14 protein-coding genes are annotated in these 17,813 nt (G+C 61.8%); 12 read left to right on the forward strand and 2 right to left on the reverse strand.

The genetic code is table 11. From position 1 onward, the window contains the following. Together D3872_RS17120 and D3872_RS17125 are read right to left on the reverse strand one after the other, a co-directional pair. On the reverse strand, positions 1-1,098 hold a 1,098-nt coding region (locus tag D3872_RS17120; RefSeq protein ID WP_119811945.1), incomplete at its 3' end, for an ABC transporter permease. A 7-nt stretch (positions 1,099-1,105) separates the two neighbouring features. Then, positions 1,106-2,131, reverse strand: a complete 1,026-nt coding sequence (locus tag D3872_RS17125; protein WP_119811946.1) for an adenosine deaminase — start codon at positions 2,129-2,131, stop codon at positions 1,106-1,108. Positions 2,132-2,741: 610 nt separating this feature from the next. Here D3872_RS17125 and D3872_RS17130 point away from each other — a divergent pair. The 12 genes from D3872_RS17130 to coaBC all read left to right on the forward strand — a co-directional run bounded on the left by D3872_RS17130 (position 2,742) and on the right by coaBC (position 17,812). Further along, complete coding sequence (locus D3872_RS17130) at positions 2,742-4,664, forward strand: PrkA family serine protein kinase (protein WP_119811947.1); 1,923 nt, start codon at positions 2,742-2,744, stop codon at positions 4,662-4,664. 63 nt (positions 4,665-4,727) lie between these two features. Beyond that, a complete protein-coding gene (locus tag D3872_RS17135) occupies positions 4,728-5,996 on the forward strand; it encodes a YeaH/YhbH family protein (RefSeq protein WP_119811948.1) in 1,269 nt (422 codons plus the stop codon). A 13-nt stretch (positions 5,997-6,009) separates the two neighbouring features. Next, positions 6,010-7,539, forward strand: a complete 1,530-nt coding sequence (locus D3872_RS17140) for a SpoVR family protein (RefSeq protein WP_119811997.1) — start codon at positions 6,010-6,012, stop codon at positions 7,537-7,539. A gap of 465 nt (positions 7,540-8,004) precedes the next feature. Continuing rightward, positions 8,005-8,664: an energy transducer TonB gene (locus D3872_RS17145; protein WP_119811949.1), complete on the forward strand. Its 660-nt coding sequence runs from the start codon at positions 8,005-8,007 to the stop codon at positions 8,662-8,664. 82 nt (positions 8,665-8,746) lie between these two features. Further along, positions 8,747-9,673 carry a MotA/TolQ/ExbB proton channel family protein gene (locus D3872_RS17150; protein WP_220476954.1) on the forward strand — a complete coding sequence of 309 codons (927 nt, stop codon included), beginning with the start codon at positions 8,747-8,749 and terminating at the stop codon, positions 9,671-9,673. Positions 9,674-9,676: 3 nt separating this feature from the next. After that, a complete protein-coding gene (locus D3872_RS17155) occupies positions 9,677-10,114 on the forward strand; it encodes an ExbD/TolR family protein (RefSeq protein ID WP_119811950.1) in 438 nt (145 codons plus the stop codon). 77 nt (positions 10,115-10,191) lie between these two features. Beyond that, a complete protein-coding gene (locus tag D3872_RS17160; protein WP_182915843.1) occupies positions 10,192-10,620 on the forward strand; it encodes an ExbD/TolR family protein in 429 nt (142 codons plus the stop codon). Positions 10,621-10,712: 92 nt separating this feature from the next. After that, the gene (locus tag D3872_RS17165) at positions 10,713-11,942 is read left to right on the forward strand and encodes a tetratricopeptide repeat protein (protein ID WP_119811951.1); all 1,230 of its coding nucleotides are present in this window, start codon (positions 10,713-10,715) and stop codon (positions 11,940-11,942) included. Positions 11,943-12,096: 154 nt separating this feature from the next. Next, positions 12,097-13,068 carry a bifunctional riboflavin kinase/FAD synthetase gene (locus tag D3872_RS17170; RefSeq protein ID WP_119811952.1) on the forward strand — a complete coding sequence of 324 codons (972 nt, stop codon included), beginning with the start codon at positions 12,097-12,099 and terminating at the stop codon, positions 13,066-13,068. Positions 13,069-13,137: 69 nt separating this feature from the next. After that, positions 13,138-16,038: an isoleucine--tRNA ligase gene (gene ileS / locus D3872_RS17175; protein WP_119811953.1), complete on the forward strand. Its 2,901-nt coding sequence runs from the start codon at positions 13,138-13,140 to the stop codon at positions 16,036-16,038. Between the two features lie 18 nt (positions 16,039-16,056). Then, positions 16,057-16,572, forward strand: a complete 516-nt coding sequence (lspA, locus tag D3872_RS17180; RefSeq protein WP_119811954.1) for a signal peptidase II — start codon at positions 16,057-16,059, stop codon at positions 16,570-16,572. Between the two features lie 19 nt (positions 16,573-16,591). Continuing rightward, the gene (gene coaBC, locus D3872_RS17185) at positions 16,592-17,812 is read left to right on the forward strand and encodes a bifunctional phosphopantothenoylcysteine decarboxylase/phosphopantothenate--cysteine ligase CoaBC (protein WP_119812000.1); all 1,221 of its coding nucleotides are present in this window, start codon (positions 16,592-16,594) and stop codon (positions 17,810-17,812) included. The last annotated feature ends 1 nt before the right edge of the window (position 17,813 follow it).

Consider the following 17,813-nt stretch of genomic DNA (forward strand, 5'->3'; position numbering starts at 1 on the left):
CCGCAGCGCGGGTAGCAAGGACACCGGCGGCAGGTCGGCCGCCACCAGCTGGCCCAGAAGCTCAAGCAGCACGTAGTGCGCGCCGAAGCCCACCAGCACCCCGGCCAGGCTGCCGGCCAGTCCCACCAGCGTGAATTCGACCAGGTACAGCACCGTCACCTGGTTTTGCGTCAGCCCGAGGCAGCGCAGCATGGCGCAGGCGTCGAGGTGGCGCAGCATGAAGCGGCGCGCGGCCATCGCCACCGCCACCGCGGCCAGCATCGCCGTCAGCAGGCCGACCAGCGACAGGAAGCGGTCGGCGCGGTCGAGCGTCGACTGCATTTCGGGCCGGCCGTTCTGCAGCGATTCGATACGCACGCCCTTGACTTTTTCGCTGGCGATGTGGGCCTTCAGCCAGGTTTCGTAGGCTGCCACGTCCGCCATGTCGTTGTTCGATCGCGCCGCTACCTGCAGGCGCCAGGTCACGCGCGAGCCGGTGTCCACCAGCTTGGTGGCCGCCAAGTCGTCCATCGCCAGCATCACGCGCGGGGCGAAATTGACGAAGGAAGCGCCGCGGTCCGGTTCGGATGCGATCGCCTGCGCGATCCGGAAATCCTTGTCGCCCAGCGTGAGGGTGCCGCCCACCTTGGCGCCCAGCATGGTCAGGATCGCCGGGTCGACCCACACCGTGCCGCGTTCCGGAATGCGGTCGGTGGCAATGCCGCGCGCTTCGGCGGCCTGCTCCGGGTCGGTGTTGAGCCTGACCTTGCCGCGCAGCGGATAACCTTTGGTGACCGCCTTGATGGCCGACAGCTGCGCCTTCGACTGCTCGCCCTCGCCAGCCTGCGCCATGCTGGGGAAGTTCACGGTATCGGCCAACACCAGCCCACGCCGTTCGGCTTCGGCCCGCCATTCCGGCTTGACCGGCTGGTCGGACGCGATCAGCAGGTCGGCGCCCAGCAGCTGGTGGGCGTCGCGGTTGAGGCCCGTGCGCATGCGGTCGATGAAGAAGCCGACCGCCGACAGCGCCGATACGGCGACGATCAGGGCAATCAGCAGGAATCGCAGTTCGCCCGCGCGCCAGTCGCGCGCGGTCATGCGCAGGGATTGAATCAGCATGTGGTTCTCAGTTCGTGTTTGTGTTTGCGTGCTGCTGGAAGAAGCGGTCGACCTGGTCGAGGAAGCCGCGCTTCGCCTCGCCTTCGAGGAAGGCGGCCGAGAAGCTGTTGCGGGCCAGCTGGCGCGCGTGCTCCACGCCCAGCGGCAGCGCCTCGAAGGTGGCGATGAAATTATCGTTCATGTAGCCGCCGAAGTAGGCCGGGTCGTCGGAATTGATGGTCACCACCAGCCCCGCGTCGAGCAGGCGCGCGAGGTTATGCTCGTCCATGCGGTCGAACACGCGCAGCTTGATGTTCGACAGCGGGCAAACGGTCAGCGCGACCTGCTCGCGCGCCAGGCGCGCCGTCAGCTCCGGGTCTTCCAGGCAGCGCACGCCGTGGTCGATGCGTTCGACGTTGAGCAGGTCGAGCGCGGTTTCGATGTAGGCCGGCGGGCCCTCCTCGCCGGCGTGCGCCACTAGGTGCAGGCCGAGCTGGCGCGCGCGTTCGTACACGCGGCAGAATTTCGCGGGCGGGTGGCCGCGTTCGGACGAGTCGAGGCCGACGCCGATAAACTTGTCGCGGAACGGCAGCGACTCTTCCAGCGTGGCGATGGCCTCGTCCTCGGACAGGTGGCGCAGGAAGCACATGATCAGGGTGGCGCTGACCGGCCCGTCCTGGCAGGCGCGCCAGATGCCGTTGATGACGGTTTCGAACGGTACGCCGCGCGCGGTGTGGGTCTGCGGATCGAAGAAAATCTCGGCGTGGCGCACGTTGTCGGCATGGGCGCGCGCCAGGTAGGCGGCGGTCATGTCGTAGAAATCCTGTTCCTCGAGCAGCACGCTGGCGCCGGCGTAATAAATGTCGAGGAAGGACTGGAGGTCGGTAAACGCATACGCCCGGCGCAGCTCCTCGACCGTTGCGTAATTCAGGGAAACACCATTTCTTTGCGCTAGCGCAAATATCAGCTCCGGCTCCAGCGAGCCCTCGATATGTATATGCAATTCGGCCTTCGGCATCTGCTGCAGAATATTCCGCATCCGTTCATCCAGCATGTTTTTCTCCAGGTGTTGGTGGCGTCGAATTGTGTGTCAACCGGAAGTGTAGCGCACCCGCGCGAGCTCTTCAGTTCACTCGGGAAAATGTGTCAAATGGGGTGCGCACGGTACGCATTTCCGTGCGCCGCTGCCCGGCCATATCGTGCACTATCCAATCAGGGATTTATGAACGCGATGCACTCTTTCCGGGCCAAAAAAGCACTTGATTGTGCAGGGGTACGGGGCCATATGAAGACGGTGCAAAGAAGCGTAAAATGGACTAAGCAGGATCATCATTTGTCGTTAAAAATCAATGACTTATAACACAACGCGACATTGCTTTGACTTCGACTACCATTAGGCACATAATAAATTTCACAGGCGTAAGAAGCCCGTTCTCGCGACTTCCTATGCGCCGCAAACAACCGGAGATTCCGGACACAAAAATAATTTTCGTCATCCATTTCTGCTCAACGTGCGTTGACACAGCAAAGGGCCGCGACGAGCCAAAGGAAGGAGAGCCGCAGGAGTCGGGACGCCGCGTCTGCGCCAAGAAGTAGGCCTGGACTGCACGCCGTTTGACGGCTGCCAAACAGTGATCAGTGTAAGCACATTAAAGGACATTCAAATGACCATTTTTGACAACTACGCAGCTCGCTACGAACGTACCCGCGAGGAGGAATATTCCCTCACCGAGTACTTGGCTCTGTGCAAAAAAGATCCAATGACCTATGCCAGCGCCCCGGAGCGAATGCTAGCCGCCATCGGCGAGCCTATCCTGGTCGACACGCGTAACGACACCCGCCTGTCGCGCATCTTCGCCAACAAGGTCATCAAGCTCTACCCTGCCTTCAAGGACTTCTACGGCATGGAAGAAGTGATCGAGCAAGTGGTGTCCTACTTCCGCCACGCGGCGCAAGGGCTGGAAGAGCGCAAGCAGATCCTCTACCTGCTCGGCCCCGTCGGCGGCGGCAAGTCGTCGATCGCCGAAAAACTCAAGCAGCTGATGGAACAGGTGCCGTTCTACTGCCTGAAAGGTTCGCCGGTGAACGAATCGCCGCTCGGCCTGTTCAACGAGGAAGAGGACGGCGTCATCCTCGAAGAAGACTACGGCATCCCGCGCCGCTACCTGCGCACCATCCCGAGCCCGTGGGCGGTCAAGCGCCTGCACGAGTTCAACGGCGACATCAACAAGTTCCGCGTGGTCAAGCGCTACCCCTCGGTGCTCAGGCAGGTCGCCATCTCGAAAACCGAGCCGGGCGACGAGAACAACCAGGACATTTCCTCGCTGGTCGGCAAGGTCGACATCCGCAAGCTCGAAGACTACGCCCAGGACGATCCGGACGCCTACAGCTATTCGGGCGGCTTGTGCCTCGGCAACCAGGGCCTGATGGAATTCGTCGAGATGTTCAAGGCGCCGATCAAGGTGCTGCACCCGCTGCTGACGGCCACCCAGGAAAGCAACTACAAGGGCACCGAGGGCTTCGGCGCGATCCCGTTCGAGGGCATCGTGCTGGCCCACTCGAACGAATCGGAATGGAAGACCTTCCGCAACAACCGCAACAACGAGGCTTTCCTCGACCGTATCTACATCGTCAAGGTGCCCTACTGCCTGCGGGTGTCGGACGAGATCCACATCTACGAGAAACTGATCCGCAATTCCTCGCTCGACAAGGCGCCGTGCGCGCCCGGAACGATGAAGATGATGGCGCAGTTCGCGATCCTGTCGCGCCTGAAGGACCCGGAAAACTCGAGCATCTTCTCCAAGATGCTGGTCTACGACGGCGAAAACCTGAAGGACACCGACCCGAAAGCCAAGTCGATCCACGAATACGTCGATTACGCCGGCGTGGACGAAGGCATGAACGGCTTGTCGACCCGCTTCGCCTTCAAGATCCTGTCCAAGGTCTTTAACTTCGACAACACCGAGGTGGCGGCCAATCCGGTGCACCTGCTGTACGTGCTCGAGCAGCAGATCGAGCGCGAGCAGTTCGCGCCGGAAACCGAACAGCGCTACTTCTCGTATATCAAGGAGCACCTGGCGCAGCGTTATGTCGACTTCATCGGCAAGGAGATCCAGACCGCCTACCTCGAAAGCTATTCGGAGTACGGCCAGAACATCTTCGACCGCTACGTCACGTTTGCCGATTTCTGGATCCAAGACCAGGAATTCCGCGATCCGGACACCGGCGAGAGCTTCGACCGCGAAGCCCTGAACGCCGAACTGGAAAAGATCGAGAAGCCGGCCGGCATCTCCAACCCGAAGGATTTCCGCAACGAGATCGTCAACTTCGGCCTGCGCGCGCGCGCAACCAACGGCGGGAAGAACCCGGCGTGGACCAGCTACGAGAAGTTCCGTACCGTGATCGAGAAGAAAATGTTCTCGAACACAGAGGAGCTGCTGCCAGTGATCTCGTTCAATGCGAAGGCCAGTGCGGAAGACGCCAACAAGCACGCCGACTTCGTCGCGCGCATGGTGGAGAAGGGCTATACTGCCAAGCAGGTGCGCCTGCTGTGCGAATGGTACCTGCGCGTGCGCAAATCGTCGTAACGCGGCATGCGGGGGCCGGCGCCATGCGCCGCCCCGCCCCGCTTTTGAAGCAGGAGGCATGCTTTGACTCACCTCATCGACCGACGCTTGCAAGGTAAAAACAAGTCAGCGATCAACCGGGAGCGCTTCCTACGGCGTTACAAGAGCCAGATCAAGGATGCCGTCGGGCGCGCAATCAAAGGCCGCTCGATTACCGACATTGAAAACGGCGAGAAGGTCTCCATCCCCGTCAAGGACGTTGGCGAGCCGCATTTCGGCCACGCCCACGGCGGCGTGTGGGAGACCGTCAACCCCGGCAATACCGAGTACCAGAAAGGCGACCAGTTCAACCGGCCGCGCAGCGGAGGCGGCGCCGGCCGCGGCCGCGCCGGCAACAGCGAGGAGACCACCCAGGACGACTTCATGTTCGAACTCACCCGCGAAGAGTTCATGAACTATTTCTTCGAGGACCTTGAGCTGCCGAACATGGTCAAGACGCAGCTGACCAAGACCCCGGAGTTCAGGAACCAGCGCGCGGGCTACAACATCTCGGGCACGCCGTCCAACATCCACGTGCTGCGCTCGCTGCGCGGGGCACTGGGGCGGCGCATCGCCGTCGGCGGCAGCTCGCGCAAGGAAATGGCGCGGCTCGAGTTCGAGGTCGAGCGCCTGCTCGACCAGGGCGTGTCCGAAACCGACCCGCGGGTGCTCGAGCTGAAGCAGGAGATCCACCGCCTGAACTTGCGCCTGCTGGCGATCCCCTTCATCGACCCGTTCGACCTGCGCTACAGCAACCGCATCAAGGTGCCCAAGCCGAGCACCCAGGCCGTGATGTTCTGCATCATGGACGTGTCGGGCTCCATGGACGAAGGCCGCAAGGATACCGCCAAGCGCTTCTTCATCCTGCTCTACCTGTTCCTCAAGCGCGCCTACGACAAGATCGACGTGGTGTTCATCCGCCACCATACCGCCGCGGCCGAGGTCGACGAGAACGAGTTCTTCCATTCGCGCGAGTCGGGCGGCACGGTGGTGTCGTCGGCGCTGCACCTGCTGCAGAAGATCATCGGCGAGCGCTACTCCAACGGCGACTGGAACAGCTACGTGGCGCAGGCGTCGGACGGCGACAACTGGGACAACGATTCGGTGCTGTGTAAGCAGCTGTTAAATAACACCATCATGCCGGAAGTTCAGTACTACACTTATGTGGAGATCACCGATGGCCCGCAGCAAAACCTGTGGGAGCAATATACCGAAGTCGCGGACCACCACCGCAACTTCGCGATGCAGAAGATCGTCACGCCGGCCGACATCTATCCGGTGTTCCGCGAACTGTTCAAGAAGCAGGTGAAATAGCATGAACGCCGCAATGCCACGAGAACCGAAACACCCGCGCGCGCTGCCCGAGCAGTCGGAGTGGACCTTCGACCTGATCGAACACGCGCACGAGGAAATCCGCCGGGTCGCCAGCAAGTTCGGGCTCGACACCTATCCCAACCAGCTCGAGATCATCACCGCCGAGCAGATGATGGACGCCTACACCTCGGTCGGCATGCCCGTGTCGTACAACCACTGGTCGTTCGGCAAGCATTTCCTGACCACGGAAAAAAGCTACAAGCGCGGCCAGATGGGCCTGGCATATGAAATCGTCATCAACTCGAATCCCTGCATCGCCTACCTGATGGAGGAAAACAGCCTGACCATGCAGGCGCTGGTGATCGCCCACGCCGCCTACGGCCACAACTCCTTCTTCAAGGGCAACTACCTGTTCCGCACCTGGACCGACGCCGACGCCATCGTCGACTACATGGTGTTTGCCAAGAACTACATCGCCGAGTGCGAGCGGCGCCACGGCATCGACGCGGTCGAGCTGCTGCTCGATTCCTGCCATGCCCTGCAGAATTACGGGGTCGACCGCTACAAGCGCCCGGCCAAGCTGTCGATGGCGCAGGAAAACGCGCGCCAGAAGGAACGCGAAGAATACGCCCAGTCCCAGGTCAACGCCCTGTGGCGCACGGTGCCGCGGCGCGACGAGGAAGTCGCCAACGAGGCGATTCCGCGCTTCCCGCCCGAGCCCGAGGAAAACCTGCTGTACTTCATCGAGAAATATGCGCCGCTGCTGGAACCCTGGCAGCGCGAGCTGGTGCGCATCACGCGCAAGATCTCGCAGTACTTCTACCCGCAGCGCCAGACCCAGGTGATGAACGAGGGCTGGGCCACCTTCTGGCACTACACGATTTTGCAGGAACTATATAAAGAGGGGGTGGTCGGCGAAGGCTTCATGCTGGAATTCCTGCAGAGCCATACCAACGTCGTCTACCAGCCGCCCGCCACCAGCCCGCACTACAGCGGCATCAACCCGTATGCGCTGGGCTTCGCCATGATGAGCGACATACGGCGCATCTGCGAAGACCCGACGCCCGAGGACCGCGAATGGTTCCCGGATATCGCCGGCAGCGACTGGCAAAAGACGCTCGACTTCGCGATGCGCAATTTCAAGGACGAGAGCTTCATCGCCCAGTACCTGTCGCCCAAGCTGATCCGCGACTTCCACTTCTTCGCCGTGCTCGACGACGACAAGCACGAGAAGCTGACGGTGTCGGCCATCCACGACGAGAGCGGCTACCGCTACGTGCGGCGCCAGCTGGCCGAACAGTACAACCTCGGCAACCGCGAGCCGAACATCCAGGTATGGCAGGTTAATACACGGGACGACCGTGCGCTGACCCTGCGCCATACCCAGTTCCAGCGCCGCCCGCTGAACCAGCAGGCCCAGGAAGTGCTGCGCCACGTGGCCCGCCTGTGGGGTTTCGACGTCCGGCTCGAGACGGTCGACCCCACCGGACATGTGGTCAGTTCGCTGGAAGTCAAGCGCGAGAAACGCCAGCGCGAGTATTGACACTCCATAGTGAGTAGTGGTCCGGGTATGCCGTTTACTCATACCCGGCACCCCTTTTCCCACCCCGCCGCCCCTCCCTTTCGCCATTTCAAACGAACGCCCCCGTTCGCCGGATTTGGCTATATTTACGGACGCGAATAAACCCGTCAGAACAATATTTGCATATTTTAAATTGACACGAATCAATATTTTTCACAACCGCATCGAATGCAAATTTTCCACGCCAGAAACATCCGACGGCCATTCCATAGCGAGGCAAGCCAGCGATTCGTTATAATTTATAAGCTTCCCGCCAGCGGCCCCCGCCGTACAGCCCAAATCTCCTCGTTTTGGGGGTGCAAAAACATATGTGAAAAAAAGAATTCGTAGGTATAATTCTTTGATGTCCCGGATGCGGCTCAAGCTTTTGTCGTGTTTTGTGGGTTTGGTAGCAACAAAAAAGAGTTGGTATTGGAGAAAGCAGGCATGAATTTTTCGCATGAAAAGGACCCCGGTAAGAATGTCACTGGCATCGCGGTCGTTGTCCTCCTCCACGCATTGGTGGCTTGGGGCATCGTCAGCGGTCTGGGGACCCGGATGGTCACTAAGATGGCCGAAGCCGTGGAGACAAAAATTATTGAAGAGGTAGCGCCTCCGCCACCACCGGAAGCGCCGCCGCCGCCACCACCGCCGGAAATGAAGGCCCCGCCGCCTCCATTCATCCCGCCGGTCGAAGTGAACGTGCAGCAGCCTCCGCCGGTACAGAACACGATCTCGCAAGCGACGAACGTGAAGCCGGCGACCAACGAGCTTGCCCCACCGGCGCCGCCAGCACCAGCCGCGCCTGTAGCCAAAACCGCCGGACCAGCTCGCATCGCAGCGGTTGCCGATTTCAGCACTTGCGCAAAACCAGAGTGGCCTAAAGCCTCCCTGCGCAACGAAGAAACCGGCACCGTTACCCTGCAGTTCCTGATCGGCGTCGATGGTCGTGTGGCAGATTCCAAGATCGTCAAGTCGAGCGGCTTCCGCGATCTGGACAGGGCGGCTGTAACCGGCATTTCCAAATGCAAGTTTAAGCCAGGTATGAATGACGGCAAACCGGAACAAGCTTGGATGACAATGCAATACGTCTGGACGCTGGAATAAAAACCGAGACCTCGGTCTCAACACTGTGATTTTCGTTGTCGTTACGTTCAGCGAACTGATTATTTTAAATTTTGGAGGAAGCATGTTTAAGAATACCCGTTTGTCCGCTCTGCTCGCGGCTGTCCTGTTCTCGATCACAGCAGCCGGCGCGCTGGTATCCGCACCAGCGTTCGCGGACGCGCCTGCAGCACCAGCAACTGAAGCGGCAGCTCCAGCGGCTGAAGCTCCTGCAGCCGATGCAGCAGCTCCTGCAGCCGACGCAGCAGCTCCAGCAGCAGCTGAAGTCACTCCTGGCGAAAAAGAAGAAGTCAAGAACCCATACGGCATCGAAGCCCTGTGGGAAGAAGGCGACTTCGTTTCGAAAGGCACCCTGATCATCCTGTCGCTGATGTCGATGGGTTCGTGGTACATCCTGATCACCAAGCTGATCGACCAGGCCAAGATCATGAAGCAGTCGAAAGAAACCCAGGCCAAGTTCTGGAAAGCTTCGTCGATCGCCGCTGGTTCGGCCCAGCTGAAAGAAGGCAGCCCGTTCCGCTTCATCGCTGAAACCGGCACCAAGGCAACCGCACACCACGACGGCGCCCTGCTCGAGCAGATCGACCTGTCGACCTGGGTGACGATGTCGATCCAGCGCGCTGTTGAGAAAGTTCAGTCGCGCCTGCAAGACGGCCTGTCGTTCCTGGCAACCGTTGGTTCGACCGCACCGTTCATCGGTCTGTTCGGTACCGTTTGGGGCATCTACAACGCACTGACCGCCATCGGCATGTCCGGTAACGCGTCGATCGACAAGGTTGCAGGTCCAGTTGGTGAAGCACTGATCATGACCGCCTTCGGTCTGTTCGTTGCAGTTCCAGCGGTTCTGGGCTACAACTGGCTGGTTCGCCGCAACAAGTCGGCAATGGAAGATGTTCGTTCCTTCAGCGCAGACGTGCACTCGGTACTGATCTCGGGCGCAATGTCCACCAGCGAAGCAGGTCGTGCTGCTGGTGCTAAAAAGATTGGGTAAATCATGTCAATGAGCGTCGGCTCCGATACCGGAGAAGAAGATGCAGTGATGTCAGAGATCAACACGACGCCGCTCGTCGACATTATGTTGGTTCTGCTCATCATCTTCCTGATTACGAGCCCGGTGGTACTGAAGCTGCAGAAGGTTGAGCTGCCGAAGGAAACCAACCAGGCACTGAAAAGTAAACCTACTAACGTCAACATCGTTGTTAACAAAGATGGCGACATGTATTTCAACCAGAAGCGCCTGGCTGACACCACGGAGCTGTTCGAATTCCTGAAGCAGGAATCGGTCAAGCTTCCTCAGCCGGAAGTACACATTCGTGGCGACCAGGATACCCGCTACGAATTTGTCGGCAAGGTGATCTACACGGCACAGCGTGCTGGGATTCAGAAGGTTGGGTTCATTACCGAACCACCAGATAAAACTGGCGGCCGTTAATTCCCCTTCCTCCGCGCCGGACCTGCCTACAGGGCAGCCCGGCACGGTGAAGTCCCAACATTGATGAAGGAAACATTATGAGTATGAGTGTCGGTTCTCCAAAAGCTGGTGGCGATCCGGAACCAATGATGGAAATGAACATGACCCCCTTGATCGACGTTATGTTGGTCTTGATTATCATGTTGATCATCACGATTCCGAAGCAAAACCACTCGGTCAATCTGAACATGCCAGTTGGCACCCCACCGCCAAGCAACATCAAGCCGGTCGTCGTTACCATCGACGTCGACTTCGATGGCACTATCCTGTGGGATGGCCAGGTTGTTCCAGATCGTGCTACGCTGGAATCGAAGCTTGCTTCGGTCGCGGCGATGGCCGACCAGCCGGAAGTGCATCTGCGTCCTAATAAGTTGGTGGCATACAAGTCTGTCGCCGGTGTCATGGCCTCTGCCCAGCGTCTTGGTGTAACCAAGATCGGCATGGTCGGCAACGAGCAGTTCCAGTAAGCCGCTATCGTTTGTTTGACGTACCACGCAGGGGTTCCTGTGAGAAACAGCAGGGATTCCCTGCTGTTTCGCTTTTGATTGAAAGAAAACCAATGATCAAATCCCGCATCGCGCACCTCGGCCTCGTCCTGGCCGCACTCGGTTTTACCGCGGCAAGCCCAGTCATCGGACTGTCCGTCGCCCATGCCGCTGAAACGGTACGCCCTGAAATCGGCGGCCCGCTGCAAAACGCCCAGAAGATGATGAAGTCGGGCAACGCCAAAGGCGCCCTCGCCGAGCTGCACAAGCTCGACAACGTCGGCGGCAAGACCCCGAACGAGAACTACCTGATCGAGCGCGTGCGCGCTGCTGCGGCCTCGTCCGCCGGCGACTACGACACCGCCGCCAAGGCGTTCGAAAGCCTGATCGCCTCGGGCAAGCTGTCCGGCGCCGAAAAAGCGCAATTCTCCGAAGGCCTGATCGGCATCTACATGCGCGCCCGCGACTTCGGCAAGGCCAACGCCGCGATCGAACGCCAGCTGAAGGACCGCGAAGATCCGAAGCTGCGCGCCTACCTGATCCAGAACCTGATCTCGATGGGCAAGACCGGCGACGCCACCCGCCTGCTGCAGGCCGAGATGCGCTCCTACGAGAAATCGGGCCGCGTACCGCCTGAAGACCAGCTGCAAATGCTGTCGAGCATCCAGAACAAGTCGGGCGACAAGGCCGGCTACATGAACACCGTCGAAAAGCTGGCTGCCCACTATCCGAAGGAAAGCTACTGGCTGATCCTGCTGAACGGCATTTCGGCCAAGCCCGGCTTCTCGCAGCGCCTGTCGATCGACGTCCTGCGCCTGCGCATGCAGCACAACATGCTGAAAAAGCCGAACGACTACATGGAACTGTCCCAGCTGGTCCTGCGTGACGGCGCGGCCGGCGAAGGCGTCAAGGTCATCAACCGCGGCTACAAGGAAGGCATCCTGGGTGTCGGCCCCGATGCCGCCCGTCACCAGCGCCTGAAGGACCTGGCCGAGAAGAACCTGGCCGAGACCAAGACCAAGGCAGCGGCGCAGGAAGCCGAGCTGGTCAAGGCTGGCGACAAGGACGGCCTGGTTGCCCTGGGCTACGCACTGGTACAGGCTGGCGATACCGCCAAGGGCCTGGCGATGATGGAAGCTGCCATCAAGGCCGGCGACCTGAAGCGTCCGGACGACGCCAAGCTGCGCCTGGGCCAGGCTTACGCCACGGCCGGCAAGAAGTCGCAAGCGATCTCGGCCTTCCGTTCGGTTGGCGGCAAGGAAGGCGCCGCCGACGTCGCCCGCTACTACGCGATGTCGCTGTAACCGATCCGGAAAACCGTATCAGGGAAGCGCTGCCCGCGAAAGCCGGCAGCGCTTTTTTATTGCCCAAAGGCCCACGCTGGCCCCTTGGGATGTGCAACGCGCAACTTGACCGTATAATCCACTATTTAGCACCAGTTTTCCGGCCCCAGGAACAATGAAGGTATTTCGCGGACTTCCCAACGACAGGGCGCGCGCCCCCTGTGCTCTCACGATCGGCAACTTTGACGGTGTCCACCGCGGCCACCAGGCATTGTTGGCGCGCGTGCGCGCTGCCGCGTCCCGCCTCGGCATCGAAGCGGCCGTGATGACCTTCGAACCCCATCCGCGCGAGTTCTTCGCCGAACGCATGGGTGACGTCTCCAAGGCGCCGAAACGCATCGCCAACCTGCGCGACAAGCTCGAATCGCTGGAGAACGCCGGCATCGACCGCGTCATCGTCGAACACTTCAACGCCCACTTTGCATCGATCACGCCGGAAGACTTCACCAGCCGCGTGCTGGTCGACGGCCTGCACGTGAAGTGGCTGATGATCGGCGAGGACTTCTGCTACGGCGCCAAACGCGCCGGCAATGTCGAGATGCTGAAGGAAGCAGGCCGCCGCCACGGCTTCGAAGTCGAGACCCTGCCCACCGTGATGCATGGCGACCACCGCATCTCGTCGTCGGCCGTACGCAGCGCGCTGGCCGCGGGCGAGCTCGATACGGCGCGCCAGCTGCTCGGCCACTCCTACTACATGTCCGGCCACGTGATCCACGGCCAGAAGCTGGGCCGCACGCTCGGCTTCCCAACCCTGAACCTGCGCGTCGCCCACCGCCCCACCCTGTCCGGCATCTTCGTGGTGCAGGTGCATGGCCTGGCCGCGCACCCGCTGCCCGCCGTCGCCAGCCTTGGCGTGCGCCCGACCGTGGACGACAGCGGCCGCGTGCTGCTCGAGGTGCACCTGTTCGACTACGCCGAATCCTGCTACGGCAAGCTGGTTCGGGTCGAGTTCCTCGACAAAATCCGCGACGAGGAAAAGTTCGACGACCTCGCCACGCTCACCGCCGCCATCGCGCGCGACACCAGCCAGGCGCGCGACTACTTCGCGCAACGCGCCGGCGCCCTCACCGCCACCGACCGAATTTGAGCGGGACTTCTCGCCGCGCCGCGGCCAGCAAGACTCCCCGAAACCGCATACACACGATTGAAGAAAAACATGTCCGATACCAGCAAGCCAGCACAGAACACGCAAGCCCCGAAGGGCGCCAAGAAACCTGAAAGCAAATACCCGGTCAACATGACCGACACCCCGTTCCCGATGCGCGGCGACCTCGCCAAGCGCGAGCCGGGCTGGGTCAAGCAGTGGCAGGACAAGAAAGTCTACGAGCGCGTGCGCAAGGCCGCCAAGGGCCGCCCGATGTTCGTGCTGCACGACGGTCCTCCGTACGCCAACGGCGACATCCACCTCGGCCACGCGGTCAACAAGATCCTGAAGGACATGGTCATCAAGTCGCGCACCATCGCCGGCTTCGACGCGCCTTACGTGCCGGGCTGGGATTGCCACGGCATGCCGATCGAAATCCAGATCGAAAAACAGTACGGAAAGAACCTGCCGACCGCCGACGTCCTGACCAAGGCGCGCGCCTACGCGCACGAGCAGATCGACCGCCAGCGCAAGGATTTCATCCGCCTCGGCGTGCTGGGCGAGTGGGACAACCCGTACATGACGATGGCCTTCCGCAACGAGGCGGACGAACTGCGCTCGCTCGGCAAGATGCTCGAAAAGGGCTATGTCTACCGCGGCCTGAAGCCGGTCAACTGGTGCTTCGACTGCGGCTCGGCGCTGGCCGAAGCGGAAGTGGAATACCAGGACAAGCGCGACCCGGCGATCGACGTCGGCTTCCCGTTCGCCGAACCTGAAAAGCTGGCGGCCGCCTTCGGCCTGCCTGCCCTGCCGGCGGGCGACGGCTTCATCGTGATCTGGACCACCACCCCGTGGACCATCCCGTCCAACCAGGCGCTCAACGTCAACCCGGAAATCACCTACGCGCTGGTCGAAACGACCCGCGACGGCAAGCCGCTGCTGCTGATCCTGGCAAAAGACCTGGTCGAATCCTGCCTGCAGCGCTACAAGCTGGAAGGCCGCATCGCCGCCGAAACCCTGGGCGAAAAGCTGGGCGGCATCGAGTTCAAGCACCCGCTGCACGCCGCAGCAAAGTTCTACGACCGCCGCTCGCCGATGTACCTGGCCGACTACGTCACCACCGAAAGCGGCACCGGCGTGGTCCACTCCGCGCCAGCCTACGGCCAGGACGACTTCATCTCGTGCAAGGCGCACGGCATGAACGACGACGAGATCCTGACCCCGGTGATGGGCGACGGCCGCTTCGCCTCGACCCTGCCGCTGTTCGGCGGCATGACGATCTGGGAAGCCTCCAAGCCGATCTGCAATGCGCTGACCGAAGCCGGCGCCCTGTTCGAACTGAAGATGTTCGACCACAGCTACATGCACTGCTGGCGCCACAAGACCCCGATCGTCTACCGCGCCACCTCGCAGTGGTTCGCCGGCATGGACATCACTCCAAAAGAAGGCGGCAAGTCGCTGCGCGAAACCGCGCTCGAAGGCATCGCCAAGACCCAGTTCTTCCCTGACTGGGGCCAGGCGCGCCTGCATGGCATGATCGCCAACCGTCCCGACTGGACCCTGTCGCGCCAGCGCCAGTGGGGCGTGCCGATGGCCTTCTTCATCCACAAGGAAACCGGCGAGCTGCACCCGGATACCCCGGCGCTGCTGGAAAAGGTCGCCCAGCTGATCGAAAAGGAAGGCATCGACGCCTGGCTGCGCGTCGAGCCGAAGGACTTCCTGGCCGGCGCGGACGCCGATATGTACATCAAGAACAAGGACACGCTGGACGTGTGGTTCGACTCCGGTACCACGCACCAGACCGTGCTGCGCGGCTCGCATGGGGCCCAGTCGCAGTTCCCGGCCGACCTGTACCTTGAAGGCTCGGACCAGCACCGCGGCTGGTTCCACTCCTCGCTGCTGACGTCCTCGATGCTCAACGGCCAGCCGCCATACAAGGCGCTGCTGACCCACGGCTTCACCGTCGACGCCGAAGGCAAGAAGATGTCCAAGTCGCTCGGTAACACGCTGGCGCCGCAGAAGATCTCCGACACCCTCGGCGCCGACATCCTGCGCCTGTGGGTGGCCTCGACCGACTACACCGGCGAACTGTCTATCGGCGACGAGATCCTCAAGCGCGTGACCGAATCGTACCGCCGCATCCGCAACACCCTGCGCTTCCTGCTGGCGAACACCTCCGACTTCGACGCCGTGAAAAACGCGGTGCCGGTTTCCGAGATGCTCGAGATCGACCGCTACGCCATCGCCAGCATGGCGGTGCTGCAGGCCGACATCGGCAAGCACTACGAATCGTTCGAGTTCCACCCGGTCGTCGCGCGCCTGCAGAACTACTGCTCGGAAGACCTGGGCGGCTTCTACCTCGACATCCTGAAGGACCGCCTGTACACCACCGGCATCGACTCGCATGCCCGCCGCTCGGCCCAGACCGCGCTGTGGCACATCACGCAAAGCCTGCTGCGCCTGATGGCGCCGATGCTGTCGTTCACCGCGGAAGAAGCATGGGCGGTGTTCGCCGGCGAACAGGCATACAAGGACAGCGACGAAACCATCTTCACGCAGACCTCGTGGAACCTGCCGGAGGTGCCGGACGCCGCCACCCTGCTGGCCAAGTACGCCACCCTGCGCGAAGTGCGCGCCGAAGTGACCAAGCAGCTGGAAGAAGTGCGCGGCTCGGGCGCCATCGGCTCGTCGCTGCAGGCGGAACTGGCGATCAAGGCCAGCGGCGACAAGTACAAGGCGCTGGCAAGCCTGGACGACGACCTGAAGTTCGTCTTCATCACCTCCGCTGCGAAGGTCGAGGAAGTGGCCGGCGACGCCGATGAAGCCGTCACGGTGACGCCGTCCGAAGCGGCCAAGTGCGAGCGCTGCTGGCACTACCGCGCCGACGTCGGTACCCACGCCGACCACGCCGGCCTGTGCGGCCGGTGCTACGGCAACCTGTTCGGCAGCGGCGAAAAGCGCGCGTTCGCATAATCCACCACAAGACGACCAATGGCCACCAAAAAAACGACCACGTTCTCCTCCTCGCACTCGCGCTCCAGCCTCGCACCATGGCTGGGAATCGCGGCCATCGTCATCCTGCTCGACCAGATCACCAAGATCACCATCGAAAAACTGTTCGTGTATGGCGAGGAGCGGGTCGTCACCTCGTTCTTCAACCTGGTGCTGGCCTATAACCGCGGCGCCGCCTTCAGCTTCCTGTCCAACGAAAGCGGCTGGCAGCGCTACTTCTTCACCGCCATCGGCATCGTGGCGGTAGGCTTCATTGTCTACCTGCTGCGCAAGCACGCGGGCCAGCGCCTGTTCTGCTGGGCGCTGGCGCTGATCATGGGCGGCGCGGTCGGCAACGTGATCGACCGCATGGCCTACGGCCACGTAATCGACTTCCTCGATTTCCACTTCGGCAGCCTGGGCCACTTCCCGGCCTTTAACATCGCCGATATGGCCATCTCTCTGGGAGCGATCCTGTTCATCTACGATGAACTGCGGCGCGTCAACAAGCAGTAACAAGGAGCGTCACATGACGATGGACCTGAAGGGTAAGAAAATCGTCCTCGGCCTGTCCGGCGGGGTAGCCTGCTACAAGGCCGCGGAACTGTGCCGCGAGCTGACGAAGGAAGGCGCGGCGGTGCAGGTCGTGATGACCGACGCCGCCACCCACTTCATCACCGCGGTGACGATGCAGGCGCTGTCCGGCCGCACCGTGTACACCGACCAGTGGGACCCGCGCATGGCCAACAACATGGCCCACATCGACCTGACCCGCGACGCCGACGCGATCCTGGTCGCGCCCTGCTCCGCCGATTTCATCCGCAAGCTGGCGCACGGCGTCTGCGACGACCTGCTGTCGACCCTGTGCCTGGCGCGGCCGCGCCGCCTGCCGCTGCTGGTGGCGCCGGCGATGAACGTCGAGATGTGGGAAAACCCTGCCACCCAGCGCAACGTCGCCCAGTTGCTGGCCGACGGCGTGTGCATCTTCGGCCCAGCGGCCGGCGAACAGGCGTGCGGCGAAGTAGGCCTGGGCCGCATGCTCGAACCGTCCGACCTGCTCGAAGAACTGGTCGCCTCCTTCCAGCCCAAGGTATTGGCGGGCAAGCGCGTGCTGCTGACGGCCGGTCCGACCTTCGAGGCGATCGATCCGGTGCGCGGCATCACCAACCTTTCGTCCGGCAAAATGGGCTACTCGATCGCCCGCGCCGCACGCGAAGCGGGCGCCGAGGTCACCCTGGTGTCCGGCCCCACCACCCTGCCGACGCCGCACGGCGTGCGCCGCATCGACGTGCGCAGCGCCGCCCAGATGCACGAAGCGGTGATGGACCACATCGGCGGCCAGCACATCTTCGTCGGCGTGGCGGCGGTGGCCGATTGGCGCGTGACCAATGCCAGCGACCAGAAGATGAAAAAGCAGGACGACGGCGCCACGCCCCGCCTCGAGTTCGAGCAGAACCCGGACATCCTGGCGTCGGTGGCGGCCACTACCTCGATCTCGGGCTGGCCCTATTGCGTCGGCTTCGCGGCCGAATCGGAAAACCTGGTCGAATACGGCGCGATCAAACGCGAGAAGAAAGGCATTCCCCTGTTGGTCGGCAATATCGGCCACCATACCTTCGGGCAGGATGACAACACGATCGTGCTGTTCGACGAGAGCGGCCACACCGTGCTGCCCCGCGCCGACAAGCTCACGCTGGCGCGCCAGCTGATTTCAGAAATCGCAAAGCGCATCGAACAGCGCTCCCTGCTCAAATAAG

The organism is Massilia cavernae, from assembly GCF_003590855.1.
Classification (GTDB): domain Bacteria; phylum Pseudomonadota; class Gammaproteobacteria; order Burkholderiales; family Burkholderiaceae_D; genus Telluria_A; species Telluria_A cavernae.

Coding starts and splice junctions, on each gene's coding strand:
- D3872_RS17130 (WP_119811947.1), top strand. CDS start 2,742: ATGACCATTTTTGACAACTACGCAGCTCGCTACGAACGTACCCGCGAG.
- D3872_RS17125 (WP_119811946.1), bottom strand. CDS start 2,131: ATGCTGGATGAACGGATGCGGAATATTCTGCAGCAGATGCCGAAGGCC.
- D3872_RS17155 (WP_119811950.1), top strand. CDS start 9,677: ATGTCAATGAGCGTCGGCTCCGATACCGGAGAAGAAGATGCAGTGATG.
- D3872_RS17145 (WP_119811949.1), top strand. CDS start 8,005: ATGAATTTTTCGCATGAAAAGGACCCCGGTAAGAATGTCACTGGCATC.
- ileS (WP_119811953.1), top strand. CDS start 13,138: ATGTCCGATACCAGCAAGCCAGCACAGAACACGCAAGCCCCGAAGGGC.
- D3872_RS17140 (WP_119811997.1), top strand. CDS start 6,010: ATGCCACGAGAACCGAAACACCCGCGCGCGCTGCCCGAGCAGTCGGAG.
- D3872_RS17150 (WP_220476954.1), top strand. CDS start 8,747: ATGTTTAAGAATACCCGTTTGTCCGCTCTGCTCGCGGCTGTCCTGTTC.
- D3872_RS17170 (WP_119811952.1), top strand. CDS start 12,097: ATGAAGGTATTTCGCGGACTTCCCAACGACAGGGCGCGCGCCCCCTGT.
- D3872_RS17160 (WP_182915843.1), top strand. CDS start 10,192: ATGAGTATGAGTGTCGGTTCTCCAAAAGCTGGTGGCGATCCGGAACCA.
- coaBC (WP_119812000.1), top strand. CDS start 16,592: ATGGACCTGAAGGGTAAGAAAATCGTCCTCGGCCTGTCCGGCGGGGTA.
- D3872_RS17165 (WP_119811951.1), top strand. CDS start 10,713: ATGATCAAATCCCGCATCGCGCACCTCGGCCTCGTCCTGGCCGCACTC.
- lspA (WP_119811954.1), top strand. CDS start 16,057: ATGGCCACCAAAAAAACGACCACGTTCTCCTCCTCGCACTCGCGCTCC.